Here is a 26,689-nt window from a genome sequence, read left to right as displayed (position 1 = left end):
GCTAACGACGAAAGAATCACTCCGATGCGGGAGCGGCGGATGGCGAAGGACACAGACGACCGTAAGGATGAACAGGACGGCCACTCTCTGGATATGAGCCAGGCCGCCGTCAAACGGATGATCGCCGAGGCCCGGGCCAAGGGCTACATCACGTACGACCAGTTGAATGCCGTGCTGCCGCCTGACCAGGTGTCGAGCGAGCAGATCGAAGACGTCATGTCCATGCTCTCCGAGATGGGCATCAACATCGTCGAGGCCGAAGAAGCCGAAGAGGAGTCGGACGATAAGAACCCGTCCGCCTCGACGGCCGTGGTCGACGCGTCCAAGGGGCGCGACGTCGCGCTCGGGTCGGAGCAGACAGAGAAACTGGACCGGACGGATGACCCCGTCCGCATGTATCTCCGCGAGATGGGTTCGGTCGAGTTGCTGTCCCGCGAAGGCGAGATCGCGATCGCCAAGCGCATCGAGGCCGGCCGTAACACGATGATCGCGGGCCTTTGCGAAAGCCCCCTGACCTTCCAGGCGATCACGATCTGGCGGGACGAACTTCTGTCCGAAGACATCCTTTTGCGGGACGTCATCGATCTCGAGACGACCTTCGGCAACCAACTCGACGGCGAAGAGGACACGCCGGTCGTAGGCGCCGCGCCCGCGAACGACAACCAGCCGAAGGAAAAGACGCAAGAGGTCGACGCCGACGGCAACCCGCTCGCGACAGACGATGACGACGACGACGACGATGGTGCGAACCTTTCGCTTGCCGCGATGGAGGCCGCGCTCAAGCCCCGCGCCCTGGAGACCCTGGACCGCATCGCGGACGACTACGCCAAGCTGGCGGACATGCAGGACCAGCGGATTTCGGCGACGCTGAACGAAGACGGCAGCTTCGGCGACAAGGCCGAAGAGAAGTATCAGGCGCTGCGTTCGGAAATCGTCGAACTGGTCAACTCGCTTCATCTGCACAACGGCCGGATCGAAGCTCTGATCGACCAGCTCTACGGCATCAACCGACGGATCATGTCGATCGATTCCGGGATGGTGAAGCTGGCCGACCAGGCCCGCATCAACCGCCGTGAGTTCATCGAGGCCTATCGCGGGTCCGAACTGGATCCGGCCTGGCTTGACCGGATTTCCGAAAAGGACGGCCGGGGCTGGCAGATGCTGCTGGACCGGTCGCGCGACAAGATCGAAGAGCTTCGCGGCGACATGGCCATGGTGGGTCAGTATGTCGGCGTCGACATCTCGGAATTCCGCCGCATCGTCGCGCAGGTCCAGAAGGGCGAAAAGGAAGCCCGTCAGGCCAAGAAGGAAATGGTCGAGGCCAATCTGCGCCTCGTGATCTCCATCGCCAAGAAATATACAAACCGCGGCCTGCAATTCCTGGACCTGATCCAGGAAGGGAATATCGGCCTGATGAAAGCCGTCGACAAGTTCGAGTATCGCCGCGGCTACAAGTTCTCGACCTACGCGACCTGGTGGATCCGGCAGGCCATCACCCGGTCCATCGCCGACCAGGCCCGCACGATCCGGATCCCGGTCCACATGATCGAGACGATCAACAAACTGGTCCGGACCGGACGCCAGATGCTTCACGAGATCGGCCGTGAGCCGACGCCCGAGGAACTGGCCGCAAAGCTGCAAATGCCGCTGGAGAAGGTCCGCAAGGTGATGAAGATCGCCAAGGAACCGATCTCTCTCGAGACGCCGATCGGTGATGAGGAAGACAGCCAGCTCGGCGATTTCATCGAGGACAAGAACGCGGTCCTGCCGCTCGACTCGGCCATCCAAGAGAACCTGAAGGAAACGACGACCCGCGTCCTGGCGTCCCTGACCCCTCGCGAGGAACGGGTGTTGCGGATGCGCTTTGGCATCGGGATGAATACCGACCACACGCTCGAAGAGGTGGGCCAGCAGTTCAGCGTCACCCGCGAACGGATCCGCCAGATCGAGGCGAAGGCGCTGCGCAAGCTGAAGCACCCGAGCCGGAGTCGCAAGCTGCGGAGCTTCCTGGATCAGTGAGGAAGGTCACGGAGCGGACGCGGAAGCTCGCCTTCCGGACGATCAAGGTTGTGGTCGCGCAAGCAGCGTCGGAGCAACCGTTCCTGACCTACAGCGACCTCGCTGAACGCTTGGAAATCTCGAATCGAACTGGACAGGGCCTCGCCAAGATCTTGGACGAGGCTGCTGAGATGTGTCGTGAGAACGGTCACCCAGATGTTTCCGTGATGGTTGTGACAAAAGCGAGCCTTGATGCTGGATCTCCAATGCCGTCACCCGGCAGCTTCGTCGACGGAAAGACGAAGGTAAGCGGCATATCCGAGACCGAGGTCCCAGCCGAGCAGGCCCGAGTACGCGATTATCACTGGGCCACCGAAGCACCGACCGTCGTAGGGGAAATCAGATGAACTTCCTCAAGAGACTCTTCGGCGGTGCCGCCGCCCCGGCAGAGGAATTTTCCGTCGAAACCTATGAAGGCTTCACCATTACCCCGCGACCCATATCCGAAGGCGGCCAGTTTCGCTTGGGCGCGGTGATCGAGAAGGGCGAGCAGACCCACGAATTGATCCGCGCTGATGTCTTTCGGGATCGGGACTCTGCCGCAGAGGCCTCGATTGCAAAGGCGAAGCAAGTGATCGATGAACAGGGCGAGGGGCTCTTCCGCTGAATGCCGCGGACCCTGATGCCGCATTGGCGACGGTGCAGGGCCTCCTACCCTTCCTGACATGACTTCCGTCACCGCTCTACCACCGGCCCTGCAGAGGGCGATCGCAGATCACGATCTGATCGTCTTCGATGGCGAATGCGTTCTTTGCTCCGGCTTCTTCCGCTTCATGCTGGCCCACGACAGGGCCGGACGGTTCCGGTTCGTGACCGCCCAGTCGCCTTTGGGTCAGCACCTCTACAAGGCGCTGAACCTCCCGACGGACGATTTCGAGACCAACCTCGTGATCGTCGGCGGGCGCATTCATGAGCGGCTCGACGCTTTCGCAGCGGCGATGGGTGCGATCGGCTGGCCTTGGCGCGGATTGGCAGCTCTCCGCTGGCTCCCGGATCGCGTGAAGGACACGGTCTATCATCTGATCGCCCGCAACCGGTACCGGATCTTCGGCCGCTACGGGTCCTGCCTGATCCCGAATTCTGGCCAGCGGGCGCGCTTCCTCGATCTACCCTACGCCGCCTGATGCAGACGACGTTCACGATAGAAACGAACGGGCCGGGCCTGACCGAGTTCACGCCTGTCGTCGCCGACTGGCTTCCGTCCGGGGATGGTCTGCTCACGCTGATGATCCGCCATACGTCCGCCAGCCTGCTCATTCAGGAAAACGCGGATCCAGAAGTACAGACCGATCTGCGCGAATGGCTGCACCGGCAGGTCCCTCCCACCACGGATCCATCCATGTCCTACCTGACACATACCTACGAGGGCCCGGACGACATGCCCGGGCACATAAAGGCGATGCTGCTTCCGACATCGCTTCAGATTCCGGTCGAGAGCGGCGCGATGCGGCTGGGACGCTGGCAGGGCATCTATCTGGTCGAGCACCGGCAACGCCCGCATAGACGCGAAGTCGCTGCACACTTCATGGGTTGAGCCCTTGCGCCACCATTTCTGGGGGGGCAAGGTGACGCCGACCCAAGAGGTGGGGGAGAGGGACAAATGCGCTGCCCGTTCTGCGGCAACATCGACACGCAGGTGAAGGACTCGCGACCGGCCGAGGATCATGTGGCCATTCGCCGCCGCCGCCTCTGCCCGGCCTGCGGGGGCCGGTTCACCACTTACGAGCGGGTCCAGTTGCGCGACCTCGTCGTCATCAAGACCAATGGCAAGCGCGAGGAATTCGACCGCGACAAGCTGGAGCGGTCGATCCGGATCTCGATGCAGAAACGTCCCGTCGAGCCGGAGCGGATCGATCAGATGATCTCGGGCATCGTGCGGCGGCTGGAAAGCATGGGCGACACCGATATTCCGTCCAAGCAGATCGGCGAGATCGTGATGGAGAGTCTCGCCCGGATCGACACCGTGGCCTATGTCCGCTTTGCGAGCGTCTACAAGAACTTCCAGGCGGCGGACGATTTCGAGGAATTCGTCTCCGAATTGCGCCCCCCCTCGCCTGACGCCTAGCGCCTTGAGCGATGACGCCCGCTTCATGCAGGCCGCGCTTGGCCTGGCGGCGCGCGGGCTGGGCCGGGTCTGGCCGAACCCGGCTGTCGGATGCCTGATCGTACGTGACGGACGGATCGTCGGGCGCGGTCGCACGGCCGATGGCGGTCGGCCCCACGCAGAGACGGTCGCGCTTTCCCAAGCAGGTGGCATGGCGAGGGGTGCGACGGCGTACGTGACGCTGGAACCGTGCGCCCATCATGGCGTCACGCCGCCCTGCGCGGACGCCCTGATCGAAACAGGTGTCGCGCGTGTCGTGGTCGCCCTGCGTGACCCGGACCCGCGGGTCGATGGCGGGGGCGTCGCACGGCTCCGCGAGGCGGGGATCGAAGTGACCGAAGGAGTATGCGAGCCAGAGGCCCGTGCGCTGCAAAGCGGATTTCTGACCCGTATTCGAAATGGTCGCCCCGCCCTTACCCTGAAGCTTGCCACGACGCTGGATGGCCGGATCGCAACCGCGACTGGCGAAAGCCAATGGATCACGGGCGAGGCGGCCAGACGCCACGTCCATGCCCGCCGGGCCGCGCATGACGCGATCCTCGTCGGTGCCGGCACGGCGCGCGCGGATGACCCGGCACTGACGGTTCGCGGCTTCGGCGATGTGCCGCAGCCGATCCGCGTGGTGCTGTCGCGCAGCCTCGACCTGGCACTGGAATTGAAGCTCGTCCGCACCGCGCGGGACATCCCCACCTGGTTTCTTCATTCCAGCGGCGATCCCGCGCCATTCGAGGCCGCCGGAGTCCGCTGTCATTCGATCCTGCATACCGATGCTGGCGGGGTCGACGTGTTGGAAGCCCTCGCCATCCTTGGACGGGAAGGTCTGACCCGGGTCTATTGCGAGGGCGGAGGACAGCTGGCCGCCTCTCTGCTCGCCGCCGGGCTCGTCGATCGGCTGGAACTCTACTCTGCCGGTGCGGTCATCGGTGCGGAAGGCAGGCCGTCGATTGGCCCGATGGGCCTGAATCTGCTCGCGCGTGCGCCTCGAATGGAACTGCTGACAAGCCGCGCGATCGGCGCGGACCTATATACTGTCTGGGAAAGCTCGTCGGAACCGACGACGCCCTGAAGCGCAGTCGTCCCCCCGCGCACCTCAGCCCATCGTTCGTCTCACGGCAGCCTGCCAGCCGCGATACCGCGCCTCGCGCTCGGCCTCCTGCATCCGCGGCTGGAACTCCCTCTCGACGGCCCAGGTCGCGGCGAACTCGTCCATTCCGGGCAACACGCCGGCGCGCATGCCTGCAAGCCACGCCGCCCCGAGAGCGGTCGTTTCCAACACCTTCGGCCGGTCCACCGGAGCGCCCAGAATGTCGGACAGGAACTGCATCGCCCAATCCGACGCGCTCATTCCGCCATCGACCCTCAGGACCGTGTCGCCAAGTCCGCCGACATCCGCCGCCATCGCGTCGACGAGGTCCCGGGTCTGGTATCCCACGCTCTCCAAGGCGGCGCGTGCGAACTCTGCCGGGCCTGAATTCCGCGTCAGTCCGAAGATCGCACCCCGCGCGTCCGGATCCCAGTGCGGGGCACCGAGCCCGGTGAAGGCGGGGACGAGGTAGATCCGCTGGTTCGGGTCCGCCTTCTCGGCCAGCGGGTGCGTATCGGCCGCCTTGGCGATGATGCCCAATCCGTCGCGCAACCACTGCACGACCGCACCGGCGACGAAGATCGCCCCCTCCAGCGCGTATGTCCGTTTGCCGTCGATCTGGTAGGCCACCGTCCCGAGGAGCCTGTTCTTCGAGACGACCGGGGTCTCGCCGACATTCAAGAGCGCGAAGCAACCCGTGCCATAGGTCGATTTCATCATGCCCTTCCCGAAGCAGGCTTGACCGACCGTCGCCGCCTGCTGATCGCCCGCGACCCCGAGGATCGGGATCGACGGCCCCAGAATGTCGGTCGTCCCGAAATCGGCCGCGCTGTCCAAGACCTTCGGGAGCATACCGATGGGCACGTCGAGCATCTTGCAGATATCCGCATCCCATTCACCGGTGGACAGGTTCGACAGCATCGTGCGGCAGGCATTCGTCGCATCCGTCACGTGGGATTTGCCCTCTGTCATGCGCCAGATCAGGAAGCTGTCCACCGTCCCGAAGAGCAGTCCGTCGCGCCGCCCGCATTCGTCGAGGATCCAGCGCAGCTTCGTGCCCGAGAAGTAGGGGTCTAGCAACAGACCGGTTCGCTCGGTCACCTCTGCCTCAAGGCCCTCTTCCTTCAGCTTGCGGCAGAAATCTGCTGTCCTGCGGTCCTGCCAGACGATCGCGTTGTGGATCGGCTTCCCCGTCTCCCGGTCCCAGACCACCGTGGTCTCGCGCTGGTTGGTGATCCCGATGGCCGCGATCTGATCGGGCTCGATGCCGGCCTTCTGAACTGCGCCTTTCATGACGGCGACAACCGAGGCCCAGATGTCCTCCGGATCGTGTTCGACCCAACCTGAATCGGGGAAATTCTGTGGAAACTCGCGTTGATCCGATCCGACGATCTGCAGGTTCTTGTCGAACACGATTGCCCTGCTCGATGTCGTCCCCTGATCGATCGCGAGGATGTAGGTCATAGCGGGCCTCCCTAGATGTCTCTTCCTCCGGTCCGTCTGGGTTAAGGCGCCCGCGGGCGCTGTGCCAGCCCTACCGGTCCGGATACGACCTGACTTCCGTTGACTTTCCCGGCGGTGAAGGGGCATCCCCTGTCGGGAATACGACCGGGAGCGCGATATGAAGAAGGTCTACGAATCTGCCTCCAGCGCGCTGGATGGCGTTCTTCACGACGGGATGCTGATCGCCGCCGGGGGGTTCGGTTTGTGCGGCATTCCCGAGTTGCTGCTTTCGGCGATCAAGGATGCGGGGACCAGGGATCTGACCTTTGCCTCGAACAATGCGGGGGTGGACGATTTCGGTATCGGGATCCTGCTGCAGACGCGTCAGGTGAAGAAGATGATCTCGTCCTACGTGGGCGAGAACGCCGAATTCATGCGCCAGTATCTCTCGGGCGAGCTTGATCTGGAGTTCAACCCGCAAGGGACGCTGGCCGAACGGATGCGCGCTGGTGGCGCTGGCATCCCGGGCTTCTACACGAAGACCGGCGTGGGGACCGTCGTGGCCGAAGGCAAGCCCCATATGGATTTCGACGGCGAAACCTATGTGATGGAGCGCGGCATCGTCGCGGATCTGGCAATCGTGAAGGCATGGAAGGCCGATCCGACGGGGAACGCGATTTTTCGCAAGACGGCGCGCAATTTCAACGTTCCCGCCGCGACTTGCGGGAAGATATGCGTCATGGAGGTCGAGGAGATCGTTGAGCCGGGAACGCTCGACCCGGATCACATCCACCTTCCGGGCATCTACGTCCATCGGCTCATCCAGGGGCAGCACGAGAAGCGGATCGAACAGCGGACGACGCGGCCCCGCGCCGCCTGACGCCAGATGACGAAGGCGCGCAAACTCTCTCAGGTCATGAGCGACGAGGCGGCCCTCGCGGGCTTCAGCCGCGTCCGCGTGGCCATGGTCCTCACGGACCCGCGCGCCGAGGACAATCCGATCGTCTACGTCAACCACGCCTTCGAACGGACCACGGGATACGAACGGTCCGCCGTCGTGGGACGCAACTGCCGATTTCTGCAGGGCGAGAAGACGACGAAGGAAAGCGTCGACCGCCTGCGCGAAGCCGTCGAGGCCGAAACAGACGTCTCCGTCGATATCCTGAACTACCGCGCGGACGGCACCTCTTTCGTCAATCGCCTGATCATCGCGCCGATCTCTGACAGTGACGGGAAGGTGATCTACTTTCTCGGCATTCAGAAAGAGCTCTACGAAGAGGAAAGCGAAGAGAAGGCGCTGAACGAGCTTCTCAAGAAGGTCCGCACGCGCCTTGCGGAAGACGTCTCGATGGTACTCGAAACGATCGGGAAGCCGTCCGCCCGTGACGATTTCGACTTCGCCGCGCTCAATCGCCGTCTGGAGTGCCTGCAACTCGTCTACGAGTCGATGAAGCTGTCCGAGGAACAAGACGAGGACGGCCGTGGTCACGGCATCGACCTCGGGTCCCTCCTGAGCCGTGTGGGCAGCGCCGTCGCGCACGAGAATGGACGGCCCGGCGTCCGGTATCTTCAGGATATCGAGGCGATGGACGTGAACCTCGACTCGGCCGTTCGGATCTCGCTTCTCGTCTCCGAAGTCCTCGCAAATGCGTTCGACCATGCCTTCGAGCGGATGGAGGAAGGGCTTGTCGAGCTGCGGATGACCCGCCTCGCCGCCGGCGGCCTCCGCGTGGTCACGACAGATGACGGCGTCGGCCTGCCGCGCAACGCACCCTTTCCCGACCCTGACAGCGTTGGCGGTCGCCTGATCGAGGCGCTCGTGTCCGGTCTGGATGCAACGATGACACCCGTCCGCGGCGCCGCCGGAACCGTCGTCATGATCGACGTCCCTGTTGGCGTCGCCGACTTCTAGGAGAACCGAATGCCCTGGACCCGCGACCAGATGGCCGAACGTGCGGCCGCCGAACTCGAAGACGGCATGTACGTCAATCTCGGCATCGGCATCCCGACGCTCGTTGCGAATTACGTTGGAGACAAGGACATAACGCTCCAATCCGAAAACGGGATGCTGGGCATGGGTCCCTTTCCCTACGAGGGAGAAGAGGATCCCGACCTGATCAACGCCGGCAAGCAGACGATCACGGAGCTTCGCCGCACCGCCTACTTCGACTCGGCGACGAGTTTCGCGATGATCCGCGGCGGAAAGATCGCTGCGGCAATCCTCGGTGCGATGGAGGTCGACGAAAAGGGCGACCTCGCCAACTGGATGATCCCCGGCAAACTGGTCAAGGGCATGGGCGGCGCGATGGATCTCGTCGCGGGCGTGGGCCGTGTCATCGTGGTGATGGACCACGCCAACAAGCACGGCGAGTCGAAGGTCCTGAAGGAATGCACCCTGCCGCTCACCGGAAAGGGTGTCGTGGACCGCATCATCACCAATCTCGCGGTCCTCGACGTCGTCGAGGGGGGCCTTAAGCTGGTCGAGCTTGCGCCAGACGTTACCGAAGAGGACGTGCGCGCGGTCACCGAGGCAACGCTCGTCGATTGACGGCGCACACAGGTGCGGGGGCCCGGCACGGGCGGACCCTGACCCGATTCACGCGAAGTCCTATCGTGATGCGACCGAGGTGGCGAAGATACAGGCGTCACCCGGCATCTCCGGCGGCGTCGTGCACATCATCCGTGCAACATTCCAGGCGGCCAGCACTTTCGGGACATAGGCGCGCGTCTCCGCGTAAGGCGGAACTCCGGCATGCTTCCGGACGGCGCCTTCGCCCGCATTGTAACCCGCGAGTGCAAGAACGGGGTCCCCGTCAAATTCTTCCATCAGCCAGTTGAGATAGGCGACGCCGCCGCGAATGTTCTGCGCCGGGTCACTGATGTTCGCCACTCCGAATCGCTTGGCCGTCGCGGGGATCAACTGCATCAATCCGCGCGCCCCGGCATGGGAGACCGCATCGGCCTTGCCGGCGGATTCGACCGAGATCAGCGCGAGGACCAGCGCGGGACTGACCCGCGATCCGACAGACTGACGCAGGATCTCCGGCCCGTACCGGCTGGCGATGCTCTGAAGGTGTTCCAGGGACGGTGCGCGAACCCCAGACCCTTTGGGCGGCTTTGCCGCGACCCGTGTCGCGTTGCGGAACCGCCCCGCAGCCGGACCGATCGCAGGCGACACGGCGCTCCAGAACCAGGACTGATGATCCGAAGTCGCCGCCATCGCTGGCGCGGTATCCGGGGTGGCGGCTTCCGGTGGCCGTGGGATCGAGGGACGCGGCGCCGTTGCCCGCGCGATATCCTCGGGCGTGATCTGGATGTCGATCCGCGGTGCGCGCGACCCCGCACTGGGCGGCTTGACCCGCTTGAATGTGTATTCGGCATCCGCCGAGCTCGGCGACCAGACCAGGCCGAACGAAAGCACAGCGCAGAACGCCGCAGCGAATTTGATCTTCATTCCGGTCACCTGCTCGATGAACCTATTTTCGTTGCCGGAAGGATCGCACGGACGGGCCGCGAGCGAACCATCCGCCCGAACGATCTGCGCAGGAGTGTGACTTTCCGTGCAAACATTCGGAATGAGACGACCCAATCTGCGTTTTCTCCGTCCAGATCCTGCATGTCGGGCGTGTCAACGACCTTATTTCATTGGCATTCGATGATCGTCTCCAATTCGTGCAAAATGGGGCACAATCTCGCCTCATTTCGCCAGCATCCTCCGTCTCATCCGGTCATCCGGTTCGCGACGGCAGACGGCGGACCCGGTCGGATCATAAGAACAGCCCCTCAAGGGGCGGACCACGTGACGTCGAGCAGGCTCCGGATCGCGCCAATTGGCAGGCGGCGTGATCAAAGAAGGGCCGTCACGACCCGAGGGACACCTTGGACCGAGGGACAGGGGGCCGCGCTGGCAGGCGCGGCCCTTTCCTCATTGCGTCCCGCGCAAGACACACTGGCCGCCCGGATACGAGTGCCGTCGCGAGCGGGAAGCACCGTGAGGCTCGAAGCTTGATCGTGCAGGAACACCTTTCTGGGAAGTTGTAGGCTTTAGCACCACGCAACCCGGCTCACTCGCCCGTCGAACGAGGATACGATCCAAGATGCCGGAAATCGCCCCGCGACGGGCGAACCCAGCCCCTGCTTTCGCCAAACTGATCATTCAGGTCGGACCAGCACCGAAACGTTCAGGAACGGAGAGAATGGAATGGGTGATCGGGATGAAAACACCAAGAAGTCGACGGCAGTCGATTGGGTCGTCGTGAGCGCGAGCATCATCGGAATCGTTCTGGTCGGGCTCGGCTTCGTGGCAGCGAGTGTATCCGAACACTCAACGGCGCGGGATCAGCAGATCGGGATATCGGACACCTCTTCGTTCTGATGAGTCCATCCCTGAAGGCGCGAAAGGGCCGCTCCTCGGAGCGGCCCTTTCGCGTCAGCGTTGCCAAGAGTGAAACGATTGGAGCGGGAAACCGTTAAAATGAAGCGAAATATCACCTCGTATTCTACTCTATTCTTCCCAATTCGTGCCCAGATTCGCCGCCAAACATCTCTCCATCGAACGGCGCAACGCCACGATGAACGAAGCATCTGACCGAGGAAAATTCACATGCTGAACGCGATCAAGACCTTCCGCGCCGACGAAACCGGTGCCGTTACCGTTGACTGGGTTGTGCTGACCGCCGCCCTCGTGGGCCTGGGCCTGGCTGTCATGTCCGTCGTCCGCGGTGGCATCGACGACCTGACCGGCGACATCAACAACAAGCTGACGGAAAACCACACCGAATTCACGCTTTCGAGCTCGGGCGGCTGATTTCCGAAGACCGAGTTTGCATCATCGCTCTGCGTGATGCACAGGGCCGTGGAGAGATCCACGGCCCTCGTCCTGTTTAATCTGACGTTCTTCTGACATTAACCTGAAGGTGCGAAACCGGCATCTCCCATTGAATCCTCGCATCCAGTCCACGCTTTCGCCGCAATCCGCGGCCATCCCGGAAACGATATCCGGCACCGGCCGGGCCCGATGCAACGAACAGACAGGTAACCTGCGATGCGCGCCATCTTTCTCTTCCTCCTGCTGGCCGGTTTGGGCCTTGCAGGGTTCGCGATCACGAAGGCTCAGGATCGATTTGCACAATACCAGGCCGCGCTCGACAGCACCAAGAGCGCGATCATCGATGTCGAGGATGTCTTCGTCGTGAAGCGCTCGCTTCGCTACGGCGACGTCCTTCGCGAGACCGATGTCCAGGCGGTCCTTTGGCCCAAGGCCTCCCTTCCATCCGGCGTCTTCCCTTCGAAGGAGGCGATCTTCCCCCCGGGAGAGGACGGCGGAAGAACCGTTCTCCGCGCGATGGAAAAGGGTGAACCACTCCTGCAGGCCAAAGTGACAGACCCCGGCGCAGATGCGGGCGTCGCCGCAACGCTGACGCCCGGCATGCGTGCGTTCGCTCTCCGCGTCGACGTGATGTCGGGGGTTTCCGGTTTCCTTCGGCCTGGCGACCGGGTCGATGTCTACTGGACGGGCAACGATGGCGAAGAAGTCGGTGGCATCACGCGACTGATCCACGCCAGCCTTCCCCTCATCGCGATCGACCAGGTGACCGATGCCCAACGCAACTCGCCTACGATCGCGCGCACGGTCACTGTCGAAGCGCCGCCGCGCGTCGTGGCGAAACTGGCTCAGGCGCAGGCGACCGGCAAACTAACGCTCGCGCTGGTCGGCGTTCGGGACGACACCCTATCGGAAGAGGTCGAAGCCACCCTCGAAGAGATTGTGGGCCCGGAAGAAATCCGCGAGCAGGAACGGATTTGTTATCAGACCGTGCGCAAGGGCGCCGAAGCACAGCGGATCCGGGTCGAGTGCCCCGAACAAGGCTGAATCCCGATCCCATCGGTTGATGATGACGAGCCGCCTCGCGGCTCGTCATGCTTTTTGTGCCTCAAAGAACCTCCACGGACGGATAGAACGCAGCCCTGCAAGCGGCTACCGTTCCTCCGACAAACCCTGAGTGGTTTCCTCAGCGCTCCGACGAACGTGCCGTGGACAGTAGATCCCGCGACCTTCTACCCCTTCTGTCACGGGCGAGTGGAGAGCCAGGCTGCAATTCTGCGGCCAGCCCGACATGCTGATCGCGACGTCTCCGACCGCTCGGCAGCCGGATCGCCGACCGCGCCCGCGGCAAAGGCATTCGGCGCTACTTCCACAGGATATCCCTCGCTCATCTCTTGAATGAAGCGCCGACGGCGACAGAGTGGGGCGAACTCATGACGTTGACCCCGGTTTTGTGACAAATGTCTCACATCCCGTTAACGCGTTCGGTGGTTTCTCGACCGACAAGCTTGTCTCACCCGCCGGCCATTCTCCATCGTGAGCGGGAACTCGCCGCCATCGTTGTGGCGAGGTCCGGAGCGGACAGAAGAGCCGCCAGAATAATGGCCCGTCGGCGGTATGGGCCAAACATGAGCAGAGTGAACTGAGAGGCAGGTCACATGAATTTCAAGAACGTCCTCCGGGCATTCATGCTCGGGGCGATGGTGGGCGCCGTTCCAATGGCCCCGGCATTCGCTGAAACACTTCGCCTGGCGCAGGGCGCCACGCAATCCGCACTGAGGGTGCCGCTGAACCGCGCCATCGTGCTGGAAAGCGACACGCCCTTCGCCGAACTGAGCGTCGCCAACCCGCTGATCGCGGATATCGCGACCCTGTCCGAGCGCACGGTCTACGTCCTGGGCAAGGCGCCCGGCCGCACGACGCTGACGCTGCTGGGCCCCGATGGCCGGCTCATCACCAATGTCGAGGTCCGCGTGACCCCCGATATCGCGGAATTCAAGGAGCGTCTCCGCGAGCTGCTCCCGAACGAGCATATCGAGGTCCGGACGGCCAATGACGGCATCGTGCTGTCGGGCACCGTCTCTTCGACGGCCAAGCTGCAGGACGCATTGGAAGTAGCCGAACGCTACGCCCCCGAGCGCGTACTGAACCTCATGAGCGTCGGTGGCGTCCAGCAGGTGATGCTGCAGGTCCGCTTTGCGGAAATGTCGCGCCAGGTCAGCAAGAACCTCGGCTCGCAGACGACCATCGCATCCAATCGCGCAACGGACGGATTTCTGGATGTCGGCGAGGACGGCGGCTTCGTCTCCACGCTGTCCGATGTCCCGGGCGCGAACAACCTCGCGGTCGTCGGATTCGACATCGGCTCCACTGCTGTCCAGCTCGCCTTGGAAGCGCTCGAGACCAAGGGCCTCGTCCGCACTCTGGCCGAACCGAACGTCACGGCGCTCTCCGGCCAGCCGGCCCGCTTCCTGGCAGGTGGCGAGTATCCGATCCCTGTGATCGGAGATGGGGATGACGGCACCGAGGTTGGTGTTGAGTACCGCCCCTTCGGCGTCGAGCTGACCTTCACGCCGACGGTCGTCGATCAGGATATCATCAACCTTCAGCTTGATGCATCCGTCTCGGCGCTGGACCAGTCGGTCACCACGAGCATCAACGGCGCCGAAGTGCTGGGTTTCAGCCGCCGCCAGACGACCACGACGGTCGAACTGCGCGACGGTCAGAGCTTCGCCATCGGCGGTCTGCTTCAGGACGAGTTCCGCGACAGCGTGAACCAGGTTCCGTGGCTCGGAGATGTGCCGGTCATCGGCTCGCTGTTCCGGTCCTCCGGCTATCAGCGCAACCAGACCGAGCTGGTCGTCGTGATCACGGCCCACCTCGTGCAACCGGTCAGCGGTGCCGCCATCGCGCTGCCCACCGACCGCATCCGCCCCCCCACCGAGAACGAACTGTTCCTCTCCGGCCGCCTGTCGGGTGAGACCAGCAGCACGTCCCGTTCGGCCCGCAATGCCGCAGCCGATCAGGATTTCTCGGGCAATTACGGCTACGTTCTGGAGTAATGGCGATGGATCGCAAACTCTCGCGCCGCTCCGCCCTGCTGGGCCTGACCGGCTTCACCCTCACCGCGGCCGGCTGTGGCCGGAACGGCTTCAACGATCCGGCTGGCGAAGGCTACACGATCGATGGGTTCGGTGCCGCGACGCGCAACAACATCGGCGTGCATAACGGTGAGATCACGGCTCTGGTCCATCTCGGCGAACGCTTCGAGGCGTCCGTTCCGACCACGGTGACCTTCGCCTTCAACTCGGCCGAACTGGACGCGGATGCCCGTGCCATCCTGGAGCAGCAGGCGGACTTCATCCGCACCTTCCCGGAGGTCCGTTTCAGCGTCTACGGTCACACCGACCTGGTTGGATCGAACGCCTATAACCGGCGTCTCGGCCTGCGCCGGGCTCGCGCCGCGGTCAACTACATCTCCGCACGCGGTGTGTCGAAGGACCGCCTGGAGGCCCTCGTCTCTCGCGGCGAGACCGACCCGGTCGTTCCCACCGAAGGACGTGAGCGAGCCAACCGCCGCACGGTGACCAAGGTGACCGGCTTCGTTCAGAGCCATCCGCTGATCCTCGACGGCAAGTATGCCCAGGTGATCTACCGGAACTACGTCGGCAGCTCGGGCCGCGCGGCCACGGTCTCGAACCAAGGCTTCGAGGGCGGCGGCGAGTTCTCGGGCGGAGGCGGCGAGTAAGGCGTCGCCGACCACACGCAAGAAGCAAAAGACGGCCCCCTGCCCTACGACGGCAGGGGGCCGTTCTCGTTTCCGAAAGGCAGCGATGTGGCGCATTCAAGACGAATGCCCCCACTGATCTTACCGACATTTTCAGCTTTTCGGTCCCATTGTCGCCCAGATTACGGGTCAGGAACATGGGGAAGGGGTTGTTGTGCCCTGCAAGCGTTGCCGCCCGGGAAACCGAGCACCGTGACCGTTAAGAGGATGAAGAGCGATGAGCGCAGAATTGGCGATTGAGCCGGAACCGGCACCGCTCGAGGCAGTCACGGTATCGCGGGATATCCAGGAATTCGACCTGCTGATCGAAGACATGGAGGCCGAACTGGGCGAAGCCTGGGGCGACCTGACCTTCTCCGAAGCGGCAGAGTTCCTTCGCACAGACGAGGCGCGGGAGATGCGGTTCGTCGTCGTGGCGATCGACCACCGGGACGAGAGCGAGCTGACACGGATCGCGGCGATCATCAAGCAATCCAAGCGAATCGGCTTGCAGGTCATTCTCGTCGCGGACGGCCTCGGTCCGATGGAATTGCATGAATTGCTGCGCGCAGGGGCGGACGATTTCGCACCCTACCCTCTTCCAGAGAGTGCGCTCGCCGATGCCGTCGCCCGCGCCCGGTCGCCCAAGATGGGTATGTCCGACGCGATGCGAAGCGCCACGGCCGAAGCCGGTCCTCCCGGCGGCCAGTCAGAAGCGGGTCAAGCGCCGACATCGACCGGCGGCGGTCGTGGCAGCGGCTCCGAGCTTTACGCCTTCCAGAGCGTCGTCGGAGGCGCTGGCGCATCGACGATCGCGGTGAATGTCGCCTGGGAACTCTCGACCGCGTCCAAATCGGCATCCCCATCGGTTTGCCTGATGGATTTCGGTCTGCAATTCGGGTCCGTCGCGACCTACACGGACGTATCCTGCAAGGACAACATCTACGAGATCCTGACCGACACCGCCTCCATGGACGAGGAGGCGTTTCGTCAGTCGCTTCAGGAAGTCAATCCAAGGCTGCAGGTCTTCACCGCCCCGGCCGAACTGTTGCCGCTCGACCTGATCGGTCCCGAAGATGTCACCGCGCTTATCGATCTTGCGCGCAAATGCTTCGACGTCGTCATCATCGACATGCCGCAAACGCTGACGCAGTGGACCGACACCGTGATCGGGGCAGCGGATCGCTACCATCTGGTCCTGCCACTGGAGGTGCGCGCCGCGCAGAACGCGATGCGTCTGATCCGGCTCATGACCGGTGAAGAAATCGCGATGGATCGCCTGGGCTGGATCCTCAACCGGGCGCCCGGAAAGACCGACCTTCAGGCGAAAGGCCGGATCCAGAAGCTCGGTGAGACGCTCGAGGTCAAGTTCGACGCAGTGCTGCCCGATGGCGGAAAGGCCGTCACCGAAGCGAACGATCAGGCCCTGCCCCTGTCGACCGCGGCCGCGCGAAGCCCGCTTCGCAAGGAGCTAGCCAAACTGGCTGATGGGCTGGGCAGCTCTGCTGCATCTGCGGAAACCGGATCGAAGAAGAAGCCGATCTTCGGCATCAAGCTCGGCTAACATACGGATACTAAAATGTTTTCGAGATACAAGAAGCCCCAGATCGAGGCCGCGCGACCGATTAGCCAAGCCCCGGCTCAGGATACCAAGGCCGCGTCTGCCCCTGCCCCGGCCCCGGAACAGCCAAAGAAGGCCGCGCCCGCGAAGGCGCCCGCCAAGGCTGCACCGGTCGACAAGGACATGAAGCGCCGCGAGCGGATCGAAGAACTCAAGACCGAGATGCACCACAGGTTGCTCGACAACCTGAACCTCGCCGCACTCGACACGGCCGAGTCTGGCGCGCTCCGGGCGGAGATCGTCTCGATCACGAGCGAAGAGCTGTCCGACATGGGGGTGATCCTCGGTCGAGAGGACCGCGATATCCTCAACTCGGAGTTGTTCGACGAGGTGATGGGCCTCGGCCCGCTCGAACCGCTTCTGAAGGACGAGAGCGTCAACGATATTCTCGTGAACGGCCCTCACAACATCTATATCGAGCGTGCCGGCAAGCTTCAGAAATCCGACATCCGCTTCAAGGATGAGCGTCACCTTCTCCGGATCATCGACAAGATCGTCTCGGCTGTCGGACGCCGCGTCGACGAGTCAAACCCTTACGTGGACGCCCGTCTAAAGGACGGGTCGCGCTTCAACGCGATGGTTCCGCCGGTCGCGGTAGATGGATCGCTGGTCTCGATCCGGAAATTCAAGAAGGAAAAGCTGGCCGTCGACGACCTGGTGACGTTCGGCGCCTTCACCGAAGAGATGGCGGCCTATCTCCAGGCCGCTGTAGCGACACGGCTGAACGTCATCGTGTCAGGCGGGACGGGTTCCGGTAAGACGACCACGCTGAACGCGCTGTCCAGCTTCATCGGCCATGCCGAGCGCGTCCTGACCATCGAGGACACGGCGGAACTTCAGCTCCAGCAGGATCACGTGGGCCGGATGGAAAGCCGTCCGCCGAACGTGGAGGGAAAGGGCGCCGTCACTCAGCGGGACTGTCTTCGGAACGCGCTGCGGATGCGGCCTGACCGGATCATCGTCGGTGAGACGCGTGGCGAGGAAGTCATCGACATGCTTCAGGCGATGAATACCGGCCACGACGGCTCCATGACCACGATCCACGCCAACTCGGCCCGCGATGCGGTCTCGCGCCTGGAGAACATGATCGCGATGGCCGGGATCGAGATGCCGATCAAGGCCGTCCGCGCACAGATCTCGTCGGCTGTGAACCTGATCGTGCAGGCCTCGCGTCTTCAGGATGGCTCCCGCCGGATGGTCTCGGTCACCGAGGTGACGGGCATGGAGGGCGAAGTCATCACCCTCCAGGAGGTCTTCCGCTACGAACGTCTCGGCCTCGAGTCGGACGGAACGATCATCGGTCGCTTCACGGCGACCGGCATTCGCAGCCACTACGCGAACCGCTTCAAGGCCTGGGGCTACGACCTCCCGGCCTCGATCTACGAACCCGCCGGGAGCAACTGACATGCAATTGTCGATCGAGCCACTGATCTATCTGGCGATTTTCGGCGCCGTCTATCTGCTGATCGGCGGCATCTACCTGCTGATCTTCGGCAAGAGCATTAAGCTCAACAATCGTGTGAACCGGCGCCTGACCCTTATGGAGAAGGGCAATACGCGCGACCAGGTCATGGCCCAGCTCCGCAAGGAGATGAGCCAGCACGACAAGGCAAAAAGCATTCCGCTCTATTCGCTGCTTGCGGAAAAGGCGCAGAAGGCCAACCTGGCATTCACGCCCGGCATGCTGATCGGGGTCATGGCATTGCTGACGGTCGTCAGCTTCTTCCTGCTCAGTTTCTTCACCACCGCCAATTCCGCGATGCTCGGCGTGCTCTCGATCGTGTTCGGTGTCGGATCCGTCTTTGTCTGGGTGAACCGGGCCGCAAAGAAGCGGTTGTCGCTTATGGAAGAACAGCTTCCGGACGCGATCGAACTCATTGTCCGCAGTCTGCGCGTCGGTCACCCCCTGAATTCCGCGATCGGCATCGTCGCGAAAGAGGTCGCTGACCCGCTCGGGTCCGAAATGGGCTTCATCGCGGACGAAGCGGCGTACGGCCGGGACGTTTCGGAGTCCCTGCGCGCGCTCGCCGAGCGGACAGGCCTTCAGGACATGCGCTTCCTCGCGGTCGCCGTGGCGATCCAGCAGAAATCGGGCGGCAACCTCGCCGAGATCCTCGAAGGACTGTCGAACGTGGTCCGGGCTCGCTTCAAGCTTTTCCGCAAGGTCAAGGCGATCACTGCCGAGGCGCGCTGGTCCGGGATATTCCTGTCGGCATTCCCGATCCTCGCACTGGTCGGGATCAATGTCATGCAGCCCGACTACTACGATGATGTGAAAGACTCGACCTGGTTCATCCCGATGGCTGCCATCGTCGTCGTCTTCCTGATCGTCAACGTCTTCTTCATGCGCATGATGGTCAACATCAAGGTCTGAACAATGGAAGTTATTGCCCCCATTATCGAAGGCCTCCTCGGTCCCGATGGAATGATCTATCTGGCCGGCGGCGCGGGTCTCCTGCTGATCCTGATCGCCCTGCCGATCGTGATGAAGCGCGAGAAGGATCCGTTCGACCGGATCAACCCGAGCCGTGGCGGCGCGCGGAGTGTCGACGACAACCAGCGGCTCAAGCGCCACGGTGCCTCGAACGAGCTCCTGGCGAAATACGCCTCCTATCTCGAACCCGACAACGAAGAGGAGCTGTCCAAAACGAGGATGATGCTCCTGCGGGCGGGCTACGGCCATCGGGACGCTGTGCGAACGCTTCATGCCGCTCAGATGATCCTGGGCCTTGGCCTCCTGACCGTCGGGGCTTTCTACGTCCTCGTCCTCAGCGAGGATCTGGATCCGGCAATGATGGCCCTCTACATCCTCGGTCCGGGTGCAGCCGGCTACTACGCGCCAAAATACTGGCTGCAAAAGCGTGTGGCCAAGCGCCAAGAAGAGATCCAAGACGGCTTCCCCGATGCGCTCGACCTCTTGCTGGTTTGTGTCGAAGCCGGCCAGTCCCTCGATCAGTCGATCATTCGGATGGCGAAGGAGATCGAGCCCAGCTATCCGGCACTCGCCCAGGAGTTCCTGCTCGTCAGCCACGAAATGAAGGCCGGCAAGGACAAGGGCGAGGTGCTCCGCGCCATGTCCGAGCGGTGCGACCTGAATGATATCACCTCATTCGTGACCGTGCTGATCCAGTCGCAAAGTTTCGGTACGTCCATCGCTGACGCCCTGCGGGTCTACGCGTCCGAGATGCGTGACAAACGAGTCATGCGCGCCGAGGAAAAAGCCAACGTTCTTCCCACGAAGTTGACTGTTGGGACGATGATGTTCTGTGTGCCTCCATTGCTGATCATTCTGATCGGCCCGTCGATACACGGCATCGCCACCACCCTGTCCGGCGGCGTCGGCTTCTGAGAGGAACGGCATGGCCCGCACGCTCATTCCCATGGTCGCGATGATCGCACTGACCGCCTGTCAGGCGGGCCTGCCGTCCCGCGCGCTGACGGACGACCCGCTCGCCGCGCCCGGCTTCGCGGATGACGGGGGCGTCGATCCGATGATCGTGGGCGATCGTCTCCTTGACGGGGGCGAACCGGAGCTGGCGCTTGCATCCTATATCAAGGCCGCCAGCGAGCAGGGCCTCACCCCTCCCCTTCTGCGCGGGATGGCCGCGGCGAACCTTCGCCTCGGACGACTCGGTCAGAGCGAACGCCTGCTTCGCCAGTATCTGGAGGAGGAGCCGCGCGATGCCGGCGCCTGGAACGATCTGGGTGTCATCCTGCTGGAACGGGGCCAGACCGGCGAGGCGCATGAGACGTTTCGAAGGGCCTTTGCGCTTGATGCATCAATACCAGAAATCAAGGAAAATCTGACGCGCTCGCTATCCATGATGGAGGCGATGCGCTACCCTGAGGAAGAGGAAAGTGCCTTTACGCTGACGCGTCGTCCGGATGGAGTCTTCGGTCTCCATTCGCCCGAATGAAATGATCAGCGATGGGCCAGAGCAGAGAAGGACGCAGGCAAATGCGCCATAAGATCGTTATCGCCCTCCTGGCAGGGGGCACCATGATGCTGTCGGCTTGTGCAGGCCGCGACGGTGACGTCGCCCGTGCGCTCAGCGGAGAGAAAGAGCAGCGTGAGATTGACGAGATCATGCTCAGCGTCGCGCCGCCCCAGGAGGCCGTGGCCTTCTTCCGCAAGCGTCTCGCCGAAGAGCCCGGCGAGATCACGCACCAGCGTGGCCTCGCTTCGGCACTCGTCCGGTCGAAGAAAGCCTCCGAAGGCGCGCGCGTCTGGCAAGAAGTCGCTTCGAACCCGAACGCCACGAACGAAGACCTCGTCAACTTTGCCGATGCGCAGATCCGCACGTCTGACTGGGCGGGCGCGAAGGCGACGCTCGACGCCATCCCCCCGACCCACGAAAGCTTCGAGCGTTATCGGCTTGAGGCGATGGTTGCCGACAGCCAGCGGGACTGGAAGCGCGCCGACAGCTTCTACGAGACGGCGGTCGGCCTGACCACGACGCCCGCCAACGTGCTGAACAACTGGGGCTATTCCAAGCTTTCGCGTGGCGACACCCAAGCGGCCGAGCGGCTCTTCGCAGAGGCTCTGACCTACGACCGCACGCTGTTCACCGCCAAGAACAACCTGGTCCTCGCGCGCGCAACGCGCCGTGCCTACGCGCTCCCCGGCATCCCCATGTCGCAGGAAGAGCGGGCGCAGCTGCTCCACACCGCCGCGCTTGCCGCGATCAAGCAAGGCGATACCGATATCGGCCGTAATCTTCTCGAAGATGCGATCGACACACACCCGCGTCACTTCGAAGCTGCGGTCCGCGCGCTTCAGGCGATGTCGGCCTAAGGCTTCCGGAGGACGCCATGGAATTCAACCCGGTCACACTTCCGCTTCAGGGGCTCGTCTTCGGCCTGCTGAGCTTGCCCGTCTGTCTCTGGATCATCTGGACGGACCTGCGGGAGATGAAGATCAAGAACGCCGCCGTTCTCGCGTTGCTCGCGATCTTCGCCGTGGCCGGGTTCTTCCTACTTCCGCTTGACGAGTATCTCTGGCGCTACGCCCATTTCGCCGTCGTCTTGGTGATCGGCTTTCTTATGCATGTCGGAACCGGCCTCGGTGCGGGCGACGCGAAACTCGCCGCGGCGATGGCCCCGTTCGTTCCGCTGTCGGATGCGACGATGGTGGGCCTGCTCTACATCGCCTGGGTCCTGTCGCTCCTGGTCGCCATGACGATCGCGCGCCGCCTCCCGGCCCTGCGCACCGCCGCGCCGGGCTGGATCTGGCTCGAAGAGGGCCGCGGCCATATCCCCTTGGGCGTGGGTCTCGCCCCGACGCTCTCCAGCTATTTCTTCATCGCCGCCGCAGGCGGCATCTGAGCCACCCGGAAGGACACGCGCCATGAACATGCACGTCGATCCCGCCCTTTCGGGCGAGGTTCCCGCCCCGAAACCGCCGAAGACGCTGGCCGAAACCGGTCTTTCGAACGTGATGCTGCGGGATATCCTGCTCAAGACCATGTTCCGCCAGTCGGTCGAGACGGCGCGCGAGATCTCTGCCGCGATGAAGCTCTCGGTCCCGCTGGTCACGCAGCTCGTCGACCAGTGCCGCGATGCCGGCCTCATGCAGTCCACCGGTACGATGCATGCCGGCAGTTCCGGCGAGATGGGCTTCCAGCTGACCGATGGGGGCAAGGCCCGCGCCGCCGACGCGCTCGCCCAGTCCGAGTATTATGGTGCCCTCCCCGTTCCTCTCGAGGACTACAAGGCCCAGGTGAAGGCGCAGTCAGTCAAAAACATTCACATCTCGCGAGAGCGGTTGATGGCCTCGATGGGGCACCTGATCCTGCCCGAGGATCTGATCGACCAGCTTGGCCCGGCCGTGGGATCCGGGCGTTCCGTGCTGATGTACGGCCCTCCGGGCAACGGCAAATCTTCCATCGCCGAAGGCATCCGCGCCGCACTTGGCGACAATATCTGGATCCCCCACGCGATCGAATATGCCGGTCAGGTCATCACGATGTACGACCCGATCGTGCATGACATCGTCCCCCGCGTCCAAGAGGCCGAGAGCCTCCGCAAGTCGGGCGCACGCGTAGACGAACGCTATATCCTCTGCACCCGCCCGACTGTGATGACGGGCGGGGAACTGTCGCTCTCTATGCTCGACCTGAACTACAACGCGGTGGCGCGGACCTATCAGGCGTCGCTCCAGCTCAAATCCTCCGGCGGCGTCTTCATCGTCGACGACCTTGGCCGCCAGGAAGAGCCGCCGCAGGCGCTCATCAACCGCTGGATCGTCCCGATGGAGATGGGCTACGACATCCTTGCCCTGCAATCTGGCGAGAAGTTCGAAGTGCCCTTCGACACGCTCGTGGTGTTTTCCACCAACTTCCACCCGAACAAGATCTTCGACGTCGCGGCCCTGCGGCGAATCTTCTTCAAGGTGATGATCGACGGGCCCAGCCAGTCGGACTTCCTCAAGATCTTCGCGATGGTCGCCAAGAAGAAGAAGGTGAAGCTGAATGAAGCCTCGCTCGTTCACTTGTTGAAGAACAAGTACCCGACGATCAAGAACATCTACGCGAACTACCACGCACCGTTCCTCGTCGATCAGATCATCGCGATCTGCGACTTCGAGGGGCAGCCCTACGAGATGACGCCAGATCTGATCGACCGCGCTTGGGAAAACCTCTACGTCCGCGAAGTAGACATCGTCCACTGACCGACATGCCTGTGGCGCGCATGCCGCGCCGCAGGCCCCGCGCGCCCGATCGCGGCGCGCCTGCCCCAAAGCCGCCACATTCCGCCCCGATCCTTCTGTCCGAGGCAGGACAAGAAGGAGGCGTGGCATGAAGACCACCCCCGAACACCGCGCACCAATCCGCGTGCGACCCCTATTCATTGTCGTCGTCGCGGCCGCCGCCATGCTCTGGGTGGCGTTCGACGGGCGGGCCGAACGGGCCGGATCGCTCGACCGGAGCGATTTGGCCAACGTTCAGATGACGTCGTTCAACGTCCCCGATCTGGCCGCGGCCCTGGCTGATGCCTGCGCGGTGACGGGCTGCGACGCGTCCGACCTCGTGGACATGTTTCGCGCCGGGTTGCCCGCGATGACGGATGACGAACTCGCAGAGGCCGAGGCGCTGACCCAGGCCATCGCCGCGCAAAGCGAGGCGACCCTCGCCCGCTATGACGCTTCCGGCGCCGACCGACCCGAGATCCGCGCCCGTCTCGCCGCACAGGCCATGGCGGATGAAGCGATCGCGCGCTTCCACGCCGCGGAATTGGCCCGGCGCGCCGACACACCGGCAAGCTGAGCCCGCGCCCGAGAGCCGGGCGCCACGAATGACGGGACGCGCGCCGATGCGATTCAACATCGGCGCGCGGCGCGCTACATGCGGGCGATGGAACTGCCCCCCTCCCTCGCCGAATGGTTCGCCAGCCGCCACTGGTCTCTCCACCCCCACCAGCACGAGATGCTGGACCGCGCCGATGAACCCGCGCTGCTACTCATCGCGCCGACCGGCGGCGGCAAGACGCTCGCCGGGTTCCTGCCGACCCTCGCGGACATCTCCGCGAACGGGCATGAGGGGCTGCATACGCTCTACGTCTCACCGCTCAAGGCGCTGGCCAACGACATCCGGCGCAATCTGCGCATTCCGATCGACGAAGCAGGCCTGCCGATCCGCGTCGAGGACCGTACCGGCGACACCTCCCAGACGGCGCGCAAACGCCAGCGCGCCGACCCGCCCCACATCCTGCTGACGACGCCCGAGAGCCTCGCGCTCATGATGAGCTACCCGGATGCCGACCGCACGTTCAAAGGCCTCAAGCGGGTGATCGTCGACGAGATCCACGCCTTGGCCGAGAACAAGCGCGGGGATCAGCTCATGCTGGCCCTCTCCCGCCTCCAGACGCTCGCTCCCGGCCTGCGCCGCGTGGGCCTGTCGGCGACGGTCGACGATCCGGCCGCCATCGCGCATTACCTCGCGCGCCATCCCGACCCCTGCCCCATTCTGCACGCCGATCCGGGTCCGCCGCCCGATATCGACATCCTGCGGACGGACGAGATCCCGCCCTGGGCGGGCGCGGGCGGCCGCTACGCGATCCCGACGATCCTCTCGGAGGTGAAAGCGCACAAGACGACGCTGATCTTCCACAACACCCGGGCCCAGGCGGAGCTGTTCTTCCACGCGCTCTGGCTCGCCAACGAGGACGATCTGCCCATCGGCATCCACCACGGCGCCCTCGCGCGCGAGCAGCGGCACAGGGTCGAACAGGCCATGGCCGCAGGGGATCTGCGCGCCATCGTGGCGACCTCCAGCCTCGACCTCGGCATCGATTGGGGCGACGTCGATCTCGTGATCCAGGTCGGCGCGCCCAAGAAGGTCAAGCAGCTCGTGCAGCGGATCGGCCGGGCCAACCACCGCTACAACGCCCCCTCCAAGGCCCGGCTCGTCCCCGCGAACCGCTTCGAGGTCATCGAGTGCCGCGCCGCACTCGAAGCGGTGCGCGAGGGCCAACTCGACGGCGACCTGCGCCGCGACGGCCCGCGCGACGTGCTCTGCCAGCATATCGCGCTCGTCGCCTGCGCCGGGCCTTTTCGGGACGCCGACCTTTTTGCCGAGATCAAGACCGTCGGCGTCTATGCCGATCTCAGCCGCGCGGCCTTCGACGAGTGCCTCGATTTCGTGGCCACTGGGGGCTACGCCCTGCGCGCTTACGACCGCTATCAGCGCCTGAAAGAGCGGGAGCCTGGCCTCTGGTCCCTGCGCGACCCCCGCGCCGCACGCCAGATCCGCATGAACCTCGGCACGATCATCGACACCGACACGCTGAAGGTGCGCTTCCGCGGACGAGGCGGCCAGCCGTTGGGAGAGATCGAGGAAGGGTTCGCCGCCACGCTCACGCCCGGCGAGACGTTCCTGATGGGCGGGCAGGTCGTCCGCTACGAGGGCCTGAACCAGATGACCGTCGAGGTTTCGCCGCGCCCCGACAAGGAGCCGCGCATCGCGACCTATATCGGCTACAAGCAGACCTTCTCGATCCAGTTGGCCGAACGCATCCAGCAGATCCTCAACGATCCCGGCCGCTGGGACGCCCTGCCCTGGCACACCCGCGAATGGCTGGCGCTCCAACGCGAGAACTCGCTCCTGCCCGAACCCGGCCGCCTGCTGGTCGAGAGCTTTCCGCGCGACGGCCGCCACCATCTCTGCCTCTACGGATTCGCAGGCCGCAACGCGCACCAGACGCTGGGCCTGCTCGTGACCAAGGGGATGGAGGAGGCCGGCCTCGATCCGATGGGTCTGGTGGCGACGGATTACGCCGTGCTGATCTGGGGGCTGCAGCCGGTGCGCGACGTGCGGCCCTTCCTCTCCCATGACGGGGTGCATGACGCGCTTGAAAGCTGGCTTGCGGGCAATGCCGTCATGAAGCGCACCTTCCGCGCCGCCGCCGTCATCTCGGGCCTGATCGACCGGAATTTTCCCGGCAAGCGGACGACCGGACGGCAGGCCACCTTCAGCAGCGATATCCTCTACGACACGCTGCACCGCTACGATCCCGATCACCTGATGCTCAAGATCACCGAGGAAGAGGCGATGCGCGGCCATATCGACTTCGGCCGGGTCGATCTTCTGCTAAAGACGGTCGGGGACCGGATCGACCAGATCGCGCTCGACCGCGTCTCGCCGCTCTCCGCGCCCCTCTTTCTGGAACCGGGTCGCGTCCCCATCGCCGGCAAAGGCGAAAATCGCCTGATCGAAGAGGAAGCCGCACGCCTGATGGAGGAGGCCGGGCTGGGCGCGTTGCCGGCCTAGGCGCGCCCCTTCCCCGCATGA

27 protein-coding genes are annotated in these 26,689 nt (G+C 63.9%); 25 read left to right on the top strand and 2 right to left on the bottom strand.

Features of this window, described 5'->3' with window-relative positions:
* Positions 1-39: 39 nt before the first annotated feature.
* The 7 genes from rpoD to ribD all read left to right on the top strand — a co-directional run bounded on the left by rpoD (position 40) and on the right by ribD (position 5,228).
* Positions 40-2,019: an RNA polymerase sigma factor RpoD gene (gene rpoD, locus jaqu_RS08815; RefSeq protein WP_043918617.1), complete on the top strand. Its 1,980-nt coding sequence runs from the start codon at positions 40-42 to the stop codon at positions 2,017-2,019.
* Entirely contained in the window at positions 2,016-2,405 is a 390-nt protein-coding gene (locus jaqu_RS08810; RefSeq protein WP_043918598.1) for a hypothetical protein, read from the top strand. Before rpoD ends, jaqu_RS08810 begins: the two co-directional genes overlap by 4 nt.
* Complete coding sequence (locus jaqu_RS08805) at positions 2,402-2,665, top strand: HlyU family transcriptional regulator (protein WP_043918597.1); 264 nt, start codon at positions 2,402-2,404, stop codon at positions 2,663-2,665. Before jaqu_RS08810 ends, jaqu_RS08805 begins: the two co-directional genes overlap by 4 nt.
* Positions 2,666-2,723: 58 nt before the next feature.
* Positions 2,724-3,182: a thiol-disulfide oxidoreductase DCC family protein gene (locus tag jaqu_RS08800; RefSeq protein WP_043918596.1), complete on the top strand. Its 459-nt coding sequence runs from the start codon at positions 2,724-2,726 to the stop codon at positions 3,180-3,182.
* Positions 3,182-3,592 carry a secondary thiamine-phosphate synthase enzyme YjbQ gene (locus jaqu_RS08795; RefSeq protein ID WP_043918595.1) on the top strand — a complete coding sequence of 137 codons (411 nt, stop codon included), beginning with the start codon at positions 3,182-3,184 and terminating at the stop codon, positions 3,590-3,592. The genes jaqu_RS08800 and jaqu_RS08795 overlap by 1 nt, the downstream gene beginning before the upstream one ends.
* Positions 3,593-3,658: 66 nt before the next feature.
* Positions 3,659-4,123 carry a transcriptional regulator NrdR gene (gene nrdR / locus jaqu_RS08790; protein ID WP_043918594.1) on the top strand — a complete coding sequence of 155 codons (465 nt, stop codon included), beginning with the start codon at positions 3,659-3,661 and terminating at the stop codon, positions 4,121-4,123.
* Between the two features lie 4 nt (positions 4,124-4,127).
* Positions 4,128-5,228 (top strand): bifunctional diaminohydroxyphosphoribosylaminopyrimidine deaminase/5-amino-6-(5-phosphoribosylamino)uracil reductase RibD, encoded by a 1,101-nt coding sequence (ribD, locus tag jaqu_RS08785; RefSeq protein WP_269078985.1) that lies wholly within the window; start codon positions 4,128-4,130, stop codon positions 5,226-5,228.
* Positions 5,229-5,252: 24 nt separating this feature from the next.
* On the opposite strand, the gene glpK is transcribed toward ribD, so the two are convergent.
* Complete coding sequence (glpK, locus tag jaqu_RS08780; protein WP_043918592.1) at positions 5,253-6,710, bottom strand: glycerol kinase GlpK; 1,458 nt, start codon at positions 6,708-6,710, stop codon at positions 5,253-5,255.
* Positions 6,711-6,867: 157 nt separating this feature from the next.
* Between glpK and jaqu_RS08775 the strand changes: the two genes are divergently transcribed.
* The 3 genes from jaqu_RS08775 to jaqu_RS08765 are packed head-to-tail and all read left to right on the top strand — an operon-like array spanning position 6,868 to position 9,237.
* Positions 6,868-7,569 (top strand): CoA transferase subunit A, encoded by a 702-nt coding sequence (locus jaqu_RS08775; RefSeq protein ID WP_043918591.1) that lies wholly within the window; start codon positions 6,868-6,870, stop codon positions 7,567-7,569.
* 6 nt (positions 7,570-7,575) lie between these two features.
* A complete protein-coding gene (locus jaqu_RS08770; RefSeq protein WP_043918590.1) occupies positions 7,576-8,601 on the top strand; it encodes a PAS domain-containing protein in 1,026 nt (341 codons plus the stop codon).
* A 9-nt stretch (positions 8,602-8,610) separates the two neighbouring features.
* Positions 8,611-9,237, top strand: coding sequence for a CoA transferase subunit B (locus tag jaqu_RS08765; RefSeq protein WP_043918589.1), 627 nt, complete (start codon positions 8,611-8,613; stop codon positions 9,235-9,237).
* 60 nt (positions 9,238-9,297) lie between these two features.
* Here jaqu_RS08765 and jaqu_RS08760 read toward each other — a convergent pair whose 3' ends face one another.
* Entirely contained in the window at positions 9,298-10,143 is an 846-nt protein-coding gene (locus jaqu_RS08760; RefSeq protein WP_052500868.1) for a lytic transglycosylase domain-containing protein, read from the bottom strand.
* Positions 10,144-10,890: 747 nt separating this feature from the next.
* On the opposite strand from jaqu_RS08760, the gene jaqu_RS21625 reads away from it, so the two are divergent.
* The 15 genes from jaqu_RS21625 (at position 10,891) to jaqu_RS08690 (ending at position 26,668) form a co-directional block, all read left to right on the top strand.
* A complete protein-coding gene (locus tag jaqu_RS21625; RefSeq protein WP_161793849.1) occupies positions 10,891-11,064 on the top strand; it encodes a hypothetical protein in 174 nt (57 codons plus the stop codon).
* 228 nt (positions 11,065-11,292) lie between these two features.
* The gene (locus tag jaqu_RS08755) at positions 11,293-11,496 is read left to right on the top strand and encodes a hypothetical protein (protein WP_052500867.1); all 204 of its coding nucleotides are present in this window, start codon (positions 11,293-11,295) and stop codon (positions 11,494-11,496) included.
* 237 nt (positions 11,497-11,733) lie between these two features.
* Complete coding sequence (gene cpaB, locus jaqu_RS08750) at positions 11,734-12,561, top strand: Flp pilus assembly protein CpaB (RefSeq protein ID WP_043918588.1); 828 nt, start codon at positions 11,734-11,736, stop codon at positions 12,559-12,561.
* Between the two features lie 611 nt (positions 12,562-13,172).
* Positions 13,173-14,576 carry a type II and III secretion system protein family protein gene (locus tag jaqu_RS08745; protein WP_043918587.1) on the top strand — a complete coding sequence of 468 codons (1,404 nt, stop codon included), beginning with the start codon at positions 13,173-13,175 and terminating at the stop codon, positions 14,574-14,576.
* Between the two features lie 5 nt (positions 14,577-14,581).
* Positions 14,582-15,262, top strand: a complete 681-nt coding sequence (locus tag jaqu_RS08740; RefSeq protein ID WP_043918614.1) for an OmpA family protein — start codon at positions 14,582-14,584, stop codon at positions 15,260-15,262.
* Positions 15,263-15,518: 256 nt separating this feature from the next.
* The gene (locus tag jaqu_RS08735; RefSeq protein ID WP_043918586.1) at positions 15,519-16,844 is read left to right on the top strand and encodes an AAA family ATPase; all 1,326 of its coding nucleotides are present in this window, start codon (positions 15,519-15,521) and stop codon (positions 16,842-16,844) included.
* A 15-nt stretch (positions 16,845-16,859) separates the two neighbouring features.
* Positions 16,860-18,305 carry a CpaF family protein gene (locus jaqu_RS08730; RefSeq protein WP_043918585.1) on the top strand — a complete coding sequence of 482 codons (1,446 nt, stop codon included), beginning with the start codon at positions 16,860-16,862 and terminating at the stop codon, positions 18,303-18,305.
* Position 18,306: 1 nt separating this feature from the next.
* Positions 18,307-19,275, top strand: a complete 969-nt coding sequence (locus tag jaqu_RS08725) for a type II secretion system F family protein (RefSeq protein ID WP_043918584.1) — start codon at positions 18,307-18,309, stop codon at positions 19,273-19,275.
* 51 nt (positions 19,276-19,326) lie between these two features.
* Positions 19,327-20,250: a type II secretion system F family protein gene (locus tag jaqu_RS08720; RefSeq protein ID WP_236687825.1), complete on the top strand. Its 924-nt coding sequence runs from the start codon at positions 19,327-19,329 to the stop codon at positions 20,248-20,250.
* Between the two features lie 10 nt (positions 20,251-20,260).
* Positions 20,261-20,818: a tetratricopeptide repeat protein gene (locus jaqu_RS08715; RefSeq protein WP_043918582.1), complete on the top strand. Its 558-nt coding sequence runs from the start codon at positions 20,261-20,263 to the stop codon at positions 20,816-20,818.
* Between the two features lie 41 nt (positions 20,819-20,859).
* Positions 20,860-21,696: a tetratricopeptide repeat protein gene (locus tag jaqu_RS08710; protein WP_043918581.1), complete on the top strand. Its 837-nt coding sequence runs from the start codon at positions 20,860-20,862 to the stop codon at positions 21,694-21,696.
* Between the two features lie 17 nt (positions 21,697-21,713).
* Positions 21,714-22,226 carry a prepilin peptidase gene (locus jaqu_RS08705; protein WP_043918580.1) on the top strand — a complete coding sequence of 171 codons (513 nt, stop codon included), beginning with the start codon at positions 21,714-21,716 and terminating at the stop codon, positions 22,224-22,226.
* Positions 22,227-22,248: 22 nt separating this feature from the next.
* Positions 22,249-23,571, top strand: coding sequence for an ATP-binding protein (locus jaqu_RS08700; protein WP_043918579.1), 1,323 nt, complete (start codon positions 22,249-22,251; stop codon positions 23,569-23,571).
* A gap of 127 nt (positions 23,572-23,698) precedes the next feature.
* Positions 23,699-24,166, top strand: a complete 468-nt coding sequence (locus jaqu_RS08695) for a hypothetical protein (RefSeq protein ID WP_043918578.1) — start codon at positions 23,699-23,701, stop codon at positions 24,164-24,166.
* Between the two features lie 87 nt (positions 24,167-24,253).
* Entirely contained in the window at positions 24,254-26,668 is a 2,415-nt protein-coding gene (locus jaqu_RS08690) for a ligase-associated DNA damage response DEXH box helicase (protein WP_043918613.1), read from the top strand.
* The last annotated feature ends 21 nt before the right edge of the window (positions 26,669-26,689 follow it).

Origin of the sequence: Jannaschia aquimarina, assembly GCF_000877395.1 — a bacterium.
Classification (GTDB): Bacteria; Pseudomonadota; Alphaproteobacteria; order Rhodobacterales; family Rhodobacteraceae; genus Jannaschia; species Jannaschia aquimarina.
This window is presented reverse-complemented; position numbering and strand designations above follow the sequence as displayed.

What these genes read in the sequence shown, in the direction of transcription:
- jaqu_RS08760 (WP_052500868.1), bottom strand. Translation starts at nt 10,143, where the DNA reads ATGAAGATCAAATTCGCTGCGGCGTTCTGCGCTGTGCTTTCGTTCGGC.
- nrdR (WP_043918594.1), top strand. Translation starts at nt 3,659, where the DNA reads ATGCGCTGCCCGTTCTGCGGCAACATCGACACGCAGGTGAAGGACTCG.
- cpaB (WP_043918588.1), top strand. Translation starts at nt 11,734, where the DNA reads ATGCGCGCCATCTTTCTCTTCCTCCTGCTGGCCGGTTTGGGCCTTGCA.
- jaqu_RS08715 (WP_043918582.1), top strand. Translation starts at nt 20,261, where the DNA reads ATGGCCCGCACGCTCATTCCCATGGTCGCGATGATCGCACTGACCGCC.
- jaqu_RS08700 (WP_043918579.1), top strand. Translation starts at nt 22,249, where the DNA reads ATGAACATGCACGTCGATCCCGCCCTTTCGGGCGAGGTTCCCGCCCCG.
- jaqu_RS08795 (WP_043918595.1), top strand. Translation starts at nt 3,182, where the DNA reads ATGCAGACGACGTTCACGATAGAAACGAACGGGCCGGGCCTGACCGAG.
- jaqu_RS21625 (WP_161793849.1), top strand. Translation starts at nt 10,891, where the DNA reads ATGGGTGATCGGGATGAAAACACCAAGAAGTCGACGGCAGTCGATTGG.
- jaqu_RS08735 (WP_043918586.1), top strand. Translation starts at nt 15,519, where the DNA reads ATGAGCGCAGAATTGGCGATTGAGCCGGAACCGGCACCGCTCGAGGCA.
- glpK (WP_043918592.1), bottom strand. Translation starts at nt 6,710, where the DNA reads ATGACCTACATCCTCGCGATCGATCAGGGGACGACATCGAGCAGGGCA.
- jaqu_RS08755 (WP_052500867.1), top strand. Translation starts at nt 11,293, where the DNA reads ATGCTGAACGCGATCAAGACCTTCCGCGCCGACGAAACCGGTGCCGTT.
- jaqu_RS08720 (WP_236687825.1), top strand. Translation starts at nt 19,327, where the DNA reads ATGATCTATCTGGCCGGCGGCGCGGGTCTCCTGCTGATCCTGATCGCC.
- jaqu_RS08740 (WP_043918614.1), top strand. Translation starts at nt 14,582, where the DNA reads ATGGATCGCAAACTCTCGCGCCGCTCCGCCCTGCTGGGCCTGACCGGC.
- jaqu_RS08805 (WP_043918597.1), top strand. Translation starts at nt 2,402, where the DNA reads ATGAACTTCCTCAAGAGACTCTTCGGCGGTGCCGCCGCCCCGGCAGAG.
- rpoD (WP_043918617.1), top strand. Translation starts at nt 40, where the DNA reads ATGGCGAAGGACACAGACGACCGTAAGGATGAACAGGACGGCCACTCT.
- jaqu_RS08775 (WP_043918591.1), top strand. Translation starts at nt 6,868, where the DNA reads ATGAAGAAGGTCTACGAATCTGCCTCCAGCGCGCTGGATGGCGTTCTT.
- jaqu_RS08695 (WP_043918578.1), top strand. Translation starts at nt 23,699, where the DNA reads ATGAAGACCACCCCCGAACACCGCGCACCAATCCGCGTGCGACCCCTA.
- jaqu_RS08770 (WP_043918590.1), top strand. Translation starts at nt 7,576, where the DNA reads ATGACGAAGGCGCGCAAACTCTCTCAGGTCATGAGCGACGAGGCGGCC.
- jaqu_RS08710 (WP_043918581.1), top strand. Translation starts at nt 20,860, where the DNA reads ATGCGCCATAAGATCGTTATCGCCCTCCTGGCAGGGGGCACCATGATG.
- jaqu_RS08730 (WP_043918585.1), top strand. Translation starts at nt 16,860, where the DNA reads ATGTTTTCGAGATACAAGAAGCCCCAGATCGAGGCCGCGCGACCGATT.
- jaqu_RS08690 (WP_043918613.1), top strand. Translation starts at nt 24,254, where the DNA reads ATGGAACTGCCCCCCTCCCTCGCCGAATGGTTCGCCAGCCGCCACTGG.
- jaqu_RS08705 (WP_043918580.1), top strand. Translation starts at nt 21,714, where the DNA reads ATGGAATTCAACCCGGTCACACTTCCGCTTCAGGGGCTCGTCTTCGGC.
- jaqu_RS08725 (WP_043918584.1), top strand. Translation starts at nt 18,307, where the DNA reads ATGCAATTGTCGATCGAGCCACTGATCTATCTGGCGATTTTCGGCGCC.
- jaqu_RS08745 (WP_043918587.1), top strand. Translation starts at nt 13,173, where the DNA reads ATGAATTTCAAGAACGTCCTCCGGGCATTCATGCTCGGGGCGATGGTG.
- jaqu_RS08800 (WP_043918596.1), top strand. Translation starts at nt 2,724, where the DNA reads ATGACTTCCGTCACCGCTCTACCACCGGCCCTGCAGAGGGCGATCGCA.
- jaqu_RS08765 (WP_043918589.1), top strand. Translation starts at nt 8,611, where the DNA reads ATGCCCTGGACCCGCGACCAGATGGCCGAACGTGCGGCCGCCGAACTC.